Origin of the sequence: Nocardiopsis sp. NRRL B-16309 (assembly GCF_001279585.1) — a bacterium.
Lineage (GTDB): Bacteria > Actinomycetota > Actinomycetes > Streptosporangiales > Streptosporangiaceae > Nocardiopsis.
Genome location: NZ_LGEC01000104.1, coordinates 1 through 11,959, shown reverse-complemented (window position 1 = coordinate 11,959; position 11,959 = coordinate 1). Strand labels below are relative to the sequence as shown.

The 11,959-nt window shown below is 71.0% G+C and carries 9 protein-coding genes; 1 reads left to right on the top strand and 8 read right to left on the bottom strand.

The features are described 5' to 3' along the window. From ADL05_RS31965 to ADL05_RS24205, 8 genes are all read right to left on the bottom strand, one after another. Positions 1–435 (bottom strand): hypothetical protein (locus ADL05_RS31965; RefSeq protein ID WP_082376846.1); only part of this gene is annotated, 435 nt, incomplete at its 3' end. Between the two features lie 335 nt (positions 436–770). After that, entirely contained in the window at positions 771–1,832 is a 1,062-nt protein-coding gene (locus tag ADL05_RS24235) for a TerC family protein (protein ID WP_082376844.1), read from the bottom strand. An 82-nt stretch (positions 1,833–1,914) separates the two neighbouring features. Further along, positions 1,915–2,478 carry a hypothetical protein gene (locus ADL05_RS24230; RefSeq protein WP_053619327.1) on the bottom strand — a complete coding sequence of 188 codons (564 nt, stop codon included), beginning with the start codon at positions 2,476–2,478 and terminating at the stop codon, positions 1,915–1,917. Continuing rightward, positions 2,478–4,082 (bottom strand): Nramp family divalent metal transporter, encoded by a 1,605-nt coding sequence (locus ADL05_RS24225; protein ID WP_053619326.1) that lies wholly within the window; start codon positions 4,080–4,082, stop codon positions 2,478–2,480. Before ADL05_RS24225 ends, ADL05_RS24230 begins: the two co-directional genes overlap by 1 nt. 271 nt (positions 4,083–4,353) lie before the next feature. Beyond that, positions 4,354–6,507, bottom strand: a complete 2,154-nt coding sequence (locus ADL05_RS24220) for an acetate--CoA ligase family protein (RefSeq protein ID WP_053619325.1) — start codon at positions 6,505–6,507, stop codon at positions 4,354–4,356. A 4-nt stretch (positions 6,508–6,511) separates the two neighbouring features. Next, positions 6,512–7,741, bottom strand: a complete 1,230-nt coding sequence (frc, locus tag ADL05_RS24215) for a formyl-CoA transferase (RefSeq protein WP_053619324.1) — start codon at positions 7,739–7,741, stop codon at positions 6,512–6,514. Between the two features lie 17 nt (positions 7,742–7,758). Continuing rightward, the gene (locus tag ADL05_RS24210; RefSeq protein ID WP_053619323.1) at positions 7,759–9,462 is read right to left on the bottom strand and encodes a thiamine pyrophosphate-binding protein; all 1,704 of its coding nucleotides are present in this window, start codon (positions 9,460–9,462) and stop codon (positions 7,759–7,761) included. A 135-nt stretch (positions 9,463–9,597) separates the two neighbouring features. After that, on the bottom strand, positions 9,598–10,995 hold the full coding sequence (locus ADL05_RS24205) for an MFS transporter (protein WP_053619322.1): 1,398 nt from the start codon (positions 10,993–10,995) through the stop codon (positions 9,598–9,600). 151 nt (positions 10,996–11,146) lie between these two features. On the opposite strand from ADL05_RS24205, the gene ADL05_RS24200 reads away from it, so the two are divergent. Further along, a partial coding sequence (locus ADL05_RS24200; protein ID WP_053619321.1) for an ATP-grasp domain-containing protein occupies positions 11,147–11,959 on the top strand: 813 nt, incomplete at its 3' end.

The following is an 11,959-nucleotide window of genomic DNA, read 5'->3' as shown; positions in this document are numbered from 1 at the left end:
CACCCGCTCGGGGCGCCGGGGCGCGGGCACGGGGGCGAGCAGGTCGCCGACCGGGGGCCGGGCGGTCCACTGGTCGAGGCGGCGCAGGGCGTCGGCCTGGACGCGGGCGAGGTCGCGTTCGTTCTCGAAGGCCCGGTAGTAGCCGCGCACCAGGGCGACGTCTTCGGCCGGGATCGGCGCGGGCGGCGGGGCCAGGCGGGGCGCCGGGCGAGACGCGGGCGGCGCCGGGCGAGATGCGGGACGAGGCGCCGGGCGCGGCACCAAAGCAGCGCTGGCCTGCGTGGGAGCCGGGACGGGCGCGTAGCGGCGGACCCGGGTGGAGCGGCGCCGGCGGGCGGCCGAGTGGCGCCCGCGCGCGGGGGAGAACAGGGCTCCGATGGTCGCCCGGAGGAGGGCGATGGCATAGCTGAGGACGGCAGGGCTAGAGTGAGCCATGTCGGCAATCCTTTGCGTTAAAGGTGTGAAATTGCTGGCCACGGCCTCGGGCGCTTGCTAGCGTCGCGGGGCCTCCGCTTGTTCGGTTGTGTTTGTCAGCAAGATTAGGGCATGGGCGGTGTGGAGGGCGACGCTACCGGGAGGTAATTTCGTCGCCTTTCGGGGGTGGGGGTTCTTCTTGGATCGCGGTATTTATGATTCGTCCGAATTTGGCATGATTTACTTTCTGCCCGGGTCGCACGCGCGCGGCCCCCGGCGGAACGCTCCGCCGGGGGCCACGCGTGTTCGAGGACGCGGACGATGACACGCACGTGTGCGGGTCCGCCGCGCGGGGATCACCCGCCCACGCGGGAGGGCACCTCGTCGTCGTCATCCGGCCGCCCGTGCGAGGCGGCGGCGTGCGCCGTCTCGGACTCCCTCCCGTGCTCGGCCCCGACGGAGGCCGCCTCCTTGGCGGCGGTCGCCCTGGCGCTGAGCAGGCTGGTCATGGTCGTGATGGCGAGCGTGGCCAGGATGACGAACAGGGACGTCAGGGTGCCGATCTCGGGCACGTGCCAGTCGGTGGTCTCGTGCAAGGCGTGCAGGATGAGCTTCAGACCGATGAAGCCCAGGATCACGGACAGGCCCTTGTTCAGGTGCACCAGCTTGGTCAGCAGGCCGCCGATGAGGAAGTACAGCTGGCGCAGCCCCATCAGCGCGAACGCGTTGGCGGTGAAGACCAGGTAGGGCTCCTGGGTGATACCGAAGATGGCGGGGATCGAGTCGAGCGCGAACAGGATGTCGGTGAGGCCGACGGCGATCATCACCATCAGCATCGGCGTGACCACGCGCTTGCCGTCGATGCGCACGGTCAGCTTCGCCTCGTGGTACCGGTCCGTGGTCGGCAGGAACCGCCGCACCATCCGGACCGCCGCGTTCTCCTTGTACCCCTCTTCGTCGTCACCCGACTCGGTGATCAGCTTCCACGCCGTGAACAGCAGGAACGCGCCGAAGAGGAAGAAGACGCCGGCGAAGGCGTTCACGACCGCCGCGCCCAGGGCGATGAACAGCCCGCGGAACAGCAGGGCGAGCGCGATGCCCACCAGCAGGACCCGCTGGCGGTGCTGGGCCGGGACCGCGAACGACCCCAGGATGAGGATGAAGACGAACAGGTTGTCGACGCTCATCGAGTACTCGACGATCCAGCCGGTGAAGAAGTCCAGGCTCTGGGCCGGAGTGCTCAGGAATCCGAGGCCGATGCCGAAGGCGATGGCCAGGGAGACGTAGACGCCGATCCAGGCGGCCGCCTCCCGCATCGATGGCTCATGGGGTCTGCGCGCGATGATGACGAAGTCGACCGCGATGACGGCCAGCAGGACCGTGATGGTGACGGCCCAGACCCACGGTTGGATGTCCACGTTGTCTCTCCAGGTGCTCGTGCGGGCACAGCGGAGCCGGCGGAGTGGCGGCGAGGCCACTCCGCTGGCACCACGGTGACTGTCAGGAGTTGTTCGAGGGCTTCCGACGGGGGCCCGGGACCCGGCGCCGCTGGTTGAGGTGGATGGCGTGCTCCATGTAGCGCTCGACCAGCCCCGCGGCCACGGCGTTGTGGTCGCGGACGCGCAGCAGCCATCGCGGCGCGATCCGTTCGTGCAGCCACAGGAAGCCGATGGTGAAGCCGAAGCTCAGCATCGCCTGTAGCGCGAGGAAGGACAGGAGCGGTTCGTCGAGCACGGTGTCGCTTCCGAGCGCGGCCGCCACGGCGTAGGAGTCGATCAGCCGGGCGAGGGGGAAGCCGACGAACCAGTACAGGGCCAGGGGGGCCACCGCACCGATGCCGAAGACCCCCCGTGCCAGCAGGACGCAGTATCCGGCGCCGAACAGCGCCAGCGGAACGCCGAGCCCGGCACCGATGGTGACGGTGACCGCCGGCGGGAGGCCGGCCATCATCGCGACGCCCATCGCGAACAGTCCCGCCACCAGTCCGATGGCCGCTCCGGGGACCGCGACCTCCGCGTTGTCGCGCAGGGACCGGCCCCCCGGGAGGGTGAGTGGAGCGTGCATCAGGCGATCACGATCCCGAAGGCGGCCAGCGAGTAGAACAGGGCGCCGAGGTAGAACACCGCCGCGAAGGCGATGATCGCGTTCGAGACGATCCCCGGCCGGATCGGCTTGGGCAGCGTGATGTTGTTGACCAGCAGCAGCACCACGCAGTAGGCGCCCATGGCGAACGACGACAGGAAGGCGAGGATGTCCAGGATGGACGCCGGGCCGTCCGCCGGGCCGAAGAGCAGGATGACGATGCCGAAGGCGATCAGGCCCCAGAGGAAGATCGCGTACAGCTTCGACATCCCGATCTTCTTGGCCCCGGGCACGAAGTTGAACGTCATGTCGGCCTGGCCGCGGGAGAACGAGTCGAACAGTCCCAGCGTGGCGTTGAGCCCGATGAGCGCGATGAAGCAGAAGAACACCGTGCCCAGGATCGGGCTGCCCGCCGCCGAGAAGGAGGCGGCCATCGCGTCCAGGGAGGCGTCCCGGTCACCGGCGCGGATCAGTTCGGCGACGTTCGGGTCGAACCGGGCGGCGGACTGGGCGAGCACGGTGAACGAGATGGTCACCAGCATCGTGATGCCCCAGAACAGGACCAGCGCGTCGAAGGTGACCCAGCGCCGCCAGCCCTTCCACTTCTCCATCTCCTCGGGGTCGGAGGTGTCGAACATGAAGCCGCGCGTGGGCATCGTCTCCTGCTCACCGGAGTGCCGCAGCCCGCGGATCTTGGGGATGTGCGCGCCCATGCCCGCGCCCTTGTCCCGCAGGTGCAGCGTGTACCACATCTGCTGCATGCCCGAGGGGCCGGCGAAGGCGATGGAGCCGACGATGATCGGGAACCACGCGGCGGTCGTGGCCTCCGCCGGGAAGTAGCCGAACGCGAACATTCCGGAGATCGTGGACGTCAGGTCGGACAGGTTGCCGACCATCGCCGCGACCACGGACGTACCGACCACCAGCAGGCCGATACAGATCGACAGCACGTTCTCCAGCAGGTTGTAGATGACCTTCGCCAACGTGAAGACCACGCCGACCAGGAGCATCCCGGAGACCGCGGTCAGCTGCCAGGGGATGCCGGTCACCCGCTCGAACGCCGAGGCACCCGCGGACAGGTGGCCCGGCCAGATGTAGACCAGGATGGCCGTGAGGAAGAAGAACCACATCAGTGGCTTGAAGACCCGCGCGGCGCCGTAGAAGATGCTCTCGCCCGTCGCCATGGCGTAGCGGGACATCTCCAGCATGACCACGGCCTGGAGGGAGACGCCGACCAGGAACAGCCAGCGGATCTCCGGGCCGAAGACCAGGACGAGCCGCGGCCACATGTAGGACTCGCCCATGCCCACGCCGAGCGCGACGAGGAACACGGTCGGGCCGAGGATGTGGATGGAGGGAGGCGCCTTGGGCAGGCGCCGGATCGGCATCGGCTCCAGTCGGCCGGCCTTCCAGAAGCGCTCCTCCTCCTGGGGGGCGGCCGCCGCGTCGGCCGTGGGGGTCGCGGAGTTCGAGTCCGCCTCGGGGGGAGGCGCCTGTCGCTGGGCGGGGACGTGGGGGCGGTCGCTGGCCGTTTCGACCGGGGGTTCGGCGCCCGCGCTCTCGGAGGGATTGGGGGGTGGGGTCATCGGGAGACTCCCTCGTCTACTTGTTACATGTGTGTTTCACTGCCCCCTGCAGCCCCCAGGGACACGCTCTCCTCTCGTTGAACACCAGGGCGGCTCCTGGTGGGACGGACGGTGACGGGTGGCCGGGAGAGCACACGGCGGCTTCGCGTGCTCCCCGGCCCATCGTGAGTCGGATTCCGCGCCGGAGGCTCCGTGGAGGGTGGTGGCCCTTCCCTCGCGGAGTTCCCCCGGGCGGTGGTGGGTGCCCCGGCCCAGGGCGCCCCACCCGCGGTCAGAGCAGTCCGGCGGCGCGGGCCCAGCGGTACTTCGCGCCCAGCACCTTCACCGGCATCTCGGTGGTGTAGGGGTAGGCGACGATCCCGTGCTCGAACAGCTTGGCGCTGGCGGCCTCCACCTCGGTGTCACCCGAGAGCGAGGCCACGATCGGCTTGTCGATCCCCGCCGCGCGGGCCTTGGTCGCCACGTCGATCACGACGTCGGCGAAGACCAGCGGCGGGGTGACGATGGTGTGCCAGTAGCCCAGGACCAGGGAGTGCACCCGGGGGTCCTCCAGGCCCAGGCGGATGGTCTTCTCGTAGGTGGAGGGCGGCTCGCCGCCGGTGATGTCCACCGGGTTCCCGGCGGCGCCGAACGGCGGGATGAACGCGCGGAAGGCCTCGTCCAGGTCCGGCGGGATCTCGTACAGCGACATCCCGTTGTCGACCACGGCGTCGGACAGCAGCACGCCCGAACCGCCGGCCCCGGTGATGATGACGATGTTCTCGCCGGCCGGGGCGGCCATGACGGGCAGCGCCCGGCCGTACTCCAGGAGTTCGGTCAGGCCCGGGGCCCGGACCACGCCCGCCTGGCGCAGGATGTCGTCGTAGACCTTGTCGTCGCCCGCGAGCGCCCCGGTGTGCGAGCCCGCGGCGCGGGCGCCGGCGGAGGTGCGCCCGGCCTTGAGCACGATGACGGGCTTCTTCGGCACGACCTCGCGGGCGGCCGCGACGAACGCCCGGCCGTCCTTGAGGTCCTCCAGGTGCATGGCCACGGCGTTGGTGTTCTCGTCCTGGCCGAAGAAGGTGAGCAGGTCGTCCTCGTCGATGTCGGCCTTGTTGCCGACGCCGACGATCGCCGACACCCCCGTGCGGGTGCTGCGGCTGTAGCCCAGGATCGCCATGCCGATGCCCCCGGACTGGGAGGTCAGCGCGGTGCCCCCGGCCACGTCGTAGGGGGTGCAGAAGGTCGCCGACAGCTTCTCCGGCGTGTAGTAGTAGCCGTAGATGTTGGGGCCCAGCAGCCGCACGCCGTGGCGGCGGGCCACCTCCAGGACCTCCGCCTGGAGTGCGTGCTCCCCGGTCTCGGCGAAGCCCGAGGGGATGAGGATCGCGCCCGCCACGCCCTTGCGGCCGGCCTCCTCCAGGGCCCGCGCCACGAACTTGGCGGGGATGGCGAAGACCGCGACGTCCACGTCGCCGGGGACGTCGGTGATCGAGGCGTAGGCCGTCCGGCCGTAGACCTCGGGCGCCTTGGGGTTGACGGGGTGGATCTCGCCCTCGTACCCGCCGTCGACGATGTTGCGGATGACGGAGTTGCCGATCTTGCCCTCCTCGTTGGAGGCGCCGATGATCGCGATCGAGCGGGGTTTGAAGATGCGCTCCATCGACGCCAGGATCTCCTCGCGCGAGAACGTGCGCGGGCCCTCGGCGGGCTCGAAGTCCAGGACGAAGCGCAGGTCGGCGGCGATCGCGCCGGTCTCGGAGGCGAACACGGGGTTGAGGTCGGCCTCGGCGATCTCGGGGAAGTCCGCGACCAGGTCGGAGAGCCGGACCAGGACGTCGGCCAGTGCCTCGCGGTCCACCGCCGCGCTCCCGCGCACGCCGTCGAGCACCTCGGCCGCGCGGATGTCGCCGATCTGGGACAGCGCCTCCTCGCGGGTCAGCGGTGCCAGCCGGAAGGACACGTCCTTGAGGACCTCCACCAGCACGCCGCCCAGGCCGAACACCACGACCTTGCCGAACGTGGGGTCGGTGGTGGCGCCGATGAGCACCTCCAGGCCGCCGCCCACCATCTGCTGGATCTGGACGCCGTCGATGCGGGCGTCGGCGTCGTAGGCGCGGGCGTTGGCCACGATGCGCTCGTAGGCCGCGGTCACCGCCTCGGCGCTGTCCAGGCCGACCTCGACGCCGCCGGCGTCGGTCTTGTGCAGGATGTCGGGGGAGACGATCTTGGCGACCACGGGCAGGCCCAGTTCCCGGGCCAGGGCCGCGGCCTCCTCGGCGGAGGTCGCCAGCGCCTCCCCCGGAACGGGGATGCCGTAGGCCTGGGCGAGTGCCAGGCCCTCCGGCGCGGTGAGCGCGGTGCGGCCCGCCGCACGCGCGCGGTCCAGGACCTCGCGCACGGCGGCGCTGTCGTGGTCGGACCGCTTCGGGGTGTAGACGGCCATGGGTCTAGATCACTCCGTTCGATGAGAGTTCGGCCAGCTCGTCGGCGGTCAGGCCCAGTTCGCCGCCGTAGACGTCCTCGTTGTGCTCGCCGAGCAGGGGGGAGCGCTCGACCGCCACGGTCGAGTCGGAGAGCCGGATGGGCGAGGCGACCGTGTGGTACGCGCCGCGCTCGGGGTGCTCGACCGTGGTGACGACTCCGTTGGCGCGCAGCGTGGGGTCCTCGATGATCTCCCGGGTGGACAGGATGGGCCCGCAGGGGATGTTGTGCTTGTTCAGCTCGGCCAGGACGTCCCACTTCGGGAGTCGGCTGGACCACTCCTCGATCAGGGAGAAGACCTTGTCGAGCTTGTCCAGGCGGGCCTCGGGGGTGGCCCACTCGGGGTCCTCGACCAGCTCGGGCCGGCCGATGAGCCGGGTGATGGGCGCCCAGCCCGGCGGCTGGATGATGACGTAGACGTAGTCGTTGGGGCCGCCGGGCGCGGTGCGCACCGCCCACCCCGGCTGTCCGCCGCCGGAGGCGTTGCCCGAGCGGGGGACCTCGTCGCCGAAGTCGTCGTTGGGGTACTCCGCGAGGGGCCCGTGCTCCAGCCGCTGCTGGTCGCGCAGCTTGACGCGGCACAGGTTGAGGACGGCGTCCTGCATGGCGACCTGGACGCGCTGGCCCTGGCCGGTGCTGGTGCGCTGGAGCAGGGCGGCGAGGATACCGGCCACTGTATGCATTCCCGTGCCCGAATCACCGATCTGCGCGCCCGTCGCCAGCGGCGGCCCGTCCTCGAAGCCGGTGGTGCTCATCGAACCGCCCATGGCCTGCGCGATGACCTCGTAGGCCTTGAAGTCGGCGTAGGCGCCGGGTCCGAAGCCCTTGATCGAGGCGTAGACCAGGCGCGGGTTGGCCTCGTGGAGCACCTCCCAGGTGAACCCCATCCGGTCCAGGGCGCCCGGCGCGAAGTTCTCCACCAGGACGTCGCTGCGCCGGACCAGGTCCAGGAAGATCTCCTTGCCGCGCTCGCTCTTGGTGTTGAGCGTGACGCTGCGCTTGTTGGAGTTGAGCATCGTGAAGTACAGGCTGTCCACGCCGGGCTTGTCGCGCAGCTGGCGCCGGGTGATGTCGCCGGTGACCGCCTCGACCTTGAGGACGTCGGCGCCCATCCAGGCCAGGATCTGTGTCGCCGAGGGGCCCGACTGGACGTGTGTCATGTCCAGGACGCGGATCCCGTCGAGTGCCTTGCCCATGGGTTCTCCTTCCCGGGCTACTTGTACATCGTCTGGTTCATGGTCCCGGGCGCGTAGACCTCGGGGTCGATCCAGACGTTGATCAGGGAGGGCTTGCCGGACTCGCGGGCGCGGCGCAGGGCCGGCGCGATGTCGGCCGGGTCCCGTACCTCCTCGCCGTGCCCGCCGAGCATCCTGGCGAACTCGGCGTAGTTGACGTCGCCCAGGGTGTTGCCGATCTCGCCGCGTTCGGCGCCGTACTTGGCGATCTGGCCGTAGCGGATCTGGTTCATGGACGAGTTGTTGCCGACGATCCCCACGAAGGGCAGGTCGAAGCGGACCAGGGTCTCGAAGTCCCAGCCGGTGAGGCTGAAGGCTCCGTCGCCGAAGAGCGCGACGACCTCCTTGTGCGGGAGGGCCTGCTTGGCCGCCATGACGAACGGGATGCCCACGCCGAGCGTGCCCAGGGGGCCCGGGTCCATCCAGTGGCCGGGCGACTTGGGCTGGACGACCTGCCCGGAGAAGGTGACGATGTCGCCGCCGTCGCCGACGTAGATGGAGTCCTCGGTGAGGAACTGGTTGATCTCGTTGACCAGCCGGTAGGGGTGGATCGGCGTGGAGTCGGAGGTGAGCAGGTGGGCGCGCTTGTCGAGCGCGGTCTGCTCCTGGGTGCGCAGCTCCTCCAGCCAGCCCTTGCGGCCCTGGGCGCCGGTGTCGCCGTAGGCGGACGTGGCCTGCAGGACGGCGGACAGGATGGCGTCGGCGTCGCCGACCAGGCCGAGGTCGATGTCGCGGTTCTTGCCGACGGTCGCGTAGTTGAGGTCGATCTGGACGACGGTGGCGTCGGGCGAGAGCCGCTTGCCGTAGCCCATCCGGAAGTCGAACGGGGTGCCGACGATGATGATGAGGTCGGAGTTGGTGAAGGCGTAGCGGCGGGAGAGCTGGAAGTGGTGGGGGTCGCCGGGGGGTAGCGTGCCGCGTCCGGCGCCGTTCATGTAGGCGGGGATGTTGAGCGCGCGGACGAGTTCGACGGAGGTGTCGGTGGCGCGGGTGGTCCACACCTGGTTGCCGAGCAGGATGCTGGGGCGCTCGGAGCGCACGATGAGGTCGGCCAGCCGCTCGATGTCGGCGGGGTCGCCGGCCTGGCGGGTGGAGGCGCGGTAGCGGCCCTTGGCGGGGATGCGGGCCTTGTCCAGGGGCACCCGCGCGTCCAGGATGTCGCGGGGGATCTCCAGGAAGGACGGGCCGGGAGCGCCGTTGAGCGACTCGCGGAAGGCCATGGAGACCAGGTCGGCCACGCGCTCGGTGTGCGGGACGGTGGCGGCGAACTTGGAGATCGGGTTGATCATGTCCACGTGCGGCAGGTCCTGGAGCGAGCCCATCTTGTGCTGGCTGAGCGCTCCCTGCCCGCCGATGACGAGCATCGGGCTCTCCGCGCGGTAGGCGTTGGCGATACCTGTGACCGCGTCCGTGGTGCCGGGGCCGGCGGTGACGACGGCGCAGCCGGGTTTGCCGGTGATACGGGCGTAGCCGTCGGCGGCGTGCGCGGCGACCTGTTCGTGGCGGACGTCGATGACGTCGATGCCCTCGTCGGCGCAGCCGTCGTAGATGTCGATGATGTGTCCACCGCAGAGCGTGTAGATGACGTCGACGCCCTCGGCCTTGAGCGCTTTGGCCACCAGGTGGCCGCCGGAGATCGTGGTGTCGCTACTGGTGCTGGTGTTGGGTGTGCCCTCGGCCATCGGTGCGACGACCCCTTTCGTGCGGGTTCGGTGCTTTGGCTGCTAGCTGCCGGTGCTCTTGTGGTGCGAGCGACCGGGTGGGGATGGTGAGCGGGTCAGTGTCTTCTGTAGGCGGGATACTGTATACCGTCTGCATCACATTGGAGCACGCCGCCGCCCCGCTGTCCAGATCCTCTTCCGGATCGGCAGTGTCCGGACCGGGAACGGGCGGCGCAGCGCACCCGTGAGCAGGGTCGCGGCGGCGAGCGCGACAGCGGCTGTGACCAGCCATGACGCCGCCGCGGGTGACGGCGCCAGGGCCAGGAGGGCGACGGCTCCGCCCACGCCGAGCAACCCGCCGACCGCCTTGGAACTGTGCACCAGACGGGGGATCCCCGCCGCCCGGTCCGACCCGAAGTGGGCCTCGGTGACCGCCCGGCTCAGCGGGTAGCAGGAGCCGGTCCCGGCGCCCGCCACCGCCGCGAGCGCCACCAGGAGGGCGGCCGGGCCGGTGTCCGCGACGGCGGCGAGGCCGGCCAGGGCGAGCGCCGCCGCGCCCAGCAGCACGGCGAGCAGGCGGCGCCGTCCGGTCCGCTCGACCGCGGCGCCGCAGGCGATCCGGCCCAGGCCGCTGGCGGCGGCGAAGGCCGTGACCGCGGCGGCGGTCTCCGCGGCCGGGCGGTCGGCCGCCACCAGGACCACGGGTAGGACGGCGATGGTGAACAGCCCGCCCGCGCCGGAGAGCGCCACCACCGCGTGCAGGGCCGGCAGGGAGGGGCCGCTGGCCCAGGCCTGGGCGGTGCTGAAGTCGGCCGCCGCGGGCGGATCGGCGTTCCCGCGCAGTGCGACCGCGCGCGGGTCGGCGCCCGGCGGCCACCACCGGCCCGGGGCCTGGCGCTGGCCGACACCGCCCGCCAGACCCAGGACCAGGACGGCCGCGGCGAGCAGGGTCGTGGCGGCGGACAGCGGGGCGGGGGAGGGCGACAGCGCGAGCGCGGGCAGCAGGGGGACCGCGCCGAGGGCGAAGGCGCCGCCGACGGCGCCGAAGCGGACGCCGGGCCGGTCGGGGAACCAGCCGCCGACCAGGTCGGCACAGGAGTGGTACACGAGCCCGGCGCCCACGCCGCCCAGCACGCCGTAGGCCAGGGCCGCGGGAACGGGGGCCGACACGTGGCCGAGGGCCACCAGCCCGGCGGCGCACAGGGCGGCGCCGGTGCCGACCGTCTGGCCCGGCGTCAGCAGGCGCCTGGCGCCGAGGTGGTGCGGCAGGGGCGCGGTGGCGCCCTGGAACAGGGTCCAGAGCAGGAACGGCACGAGGGCCTGGGCGGGCGACCAGCCGTGCGCGTCGACCAGGGCGGGCACCGCGGCGCCGTAGCCGAACTGCGTCACGCCGATCGCCGCGACGGCGGCCAGGGCGCGGGCGAGGACGACCGGGCGGGGAACGCCGGTGAGCACGCGTGCGGTGGGGCCGACGCGGTAGCTGCGGCCGCGCCAGTCGCGCACGACCTCGGCGTGGGCGGGGGGTGGAGGGTCGGGGGTGGGGTGTCCTGACATGGCGCGACCTCCTTGAATACAGTATGCAAATCCATCGGCGACCTGGGAAGGGGGTGGCGCAGGACACATTTTTCAGAGTAGGGGTATTGAATATTGCATACAGTATGGAGTACCACTGAAGAGTCGGGACCCCATGCGACAAGGAGGCACGGTGGATCTCCATGAGTACGAGGCCAAACAGCTCTTCGGTGAGTACGGGGTGCGCCTCGTGGAGGGCGAGATAGCCGACACCCCGGACCAGGTCCGGCTCGCGGCCGGACGGATCGGCCGGAAAGTTGTGGTGAAGGCGCAGGTCAAGGTCGGCGGCCGGGGCAAGGCCGGCGGTGTGAAGGTGGCCGACGGGCCGGAACACGCCCGCGCCAGGGCCGAGGAGATCCTCGGCATGGACATCAAGGGCCACACGGTCCGCAGGGTGCTGGTGGAGGAGGCCTCCGACATCGCGGAGGAGTACTACTTCTCATTCCTGCTCGACCGGGCCAACCGCACCTTCCTGTCGATCTGCTCCGCCCAGGGCGGCATGGAGATCGAGGAGGTCGCGGTCACCGACCCCGACGCGGTGGTGCGCACGCCGGTGGGCCCCGAAGGGGTCGACCGCGCGGCGGCGCTGGAGATCTGCCGCGCCGCGAAGCTCCCCGAGGAGGTGCACGACCGCGCCGCCGCCACGATCGTCCACCTGTGGGAGGTCGCGGTGGGGGAGGACGCCACGCTGGTGGAGGTCAACCCGCTGGTCCGCACGACCGACGGGCGGATCATCGCCCTCGACGGCAAGGTGACGCTCGACGACAACGCGGCCTTCCGGCACGCCGAGCGCGTGCCCTTCGCCGACGACTCCGGCACCGACCCGCGCGAGCTGAGGGCCGTCGAGAAGGGTCTGAACTACGTGAAGCTCGACGGTGAGGTCGGGATCATCGGCAACGGCGCGGGCCTGGTCATGTCCACGCTGGACGTGGTCGCCTACGCGGGC

Bases quoted from the DNA above. Each gene is read 5' to 3' on its own strand.
- ADL05_RS24210 (WP_053619323.1), bottom strand. From the start codon at position 9,462: ATGGCCGAGGGCACACCCAACACCAGCACCAGTAGCGACACCACGATC.
- ADL05_RS24220 (WP_053619325.1), bottom strand. From the start codon at position 6,507: ATGGCCGTCTACACCCCGAAGCGGTCCGACCACGACAGCGCCGCCGTG.
- ADL05_RS24225 (WP_053619326.1), bottom strand. From the start codon at position 4,082: ATGACCCCACCCCCCAATCCCTCCGAGAGCGCGGGCGCCGAACCCCCG.
- ADL05_RS24205 (WP_053619322.1), bottom strand. From the start codon at position 10,995: ATGTCAGGACACCCCACCCCCGACCCTCCACCCCCCGCCCACGCCGAG.
- frc (WP_053619324.1), bottom strand. From the start codon at position 7,741: ATGGGCAAGGCACTCGACGGGATCCGCGTCCTGGACATGACACACGTC.
- ADL05_RS24230 (WP_053619327.1), bottom strand. From the start codon at position 2,478: ATGCACGCTCCACTCACCCTCCCGGGGGGCCGGTCCCTGCGCGACAAC.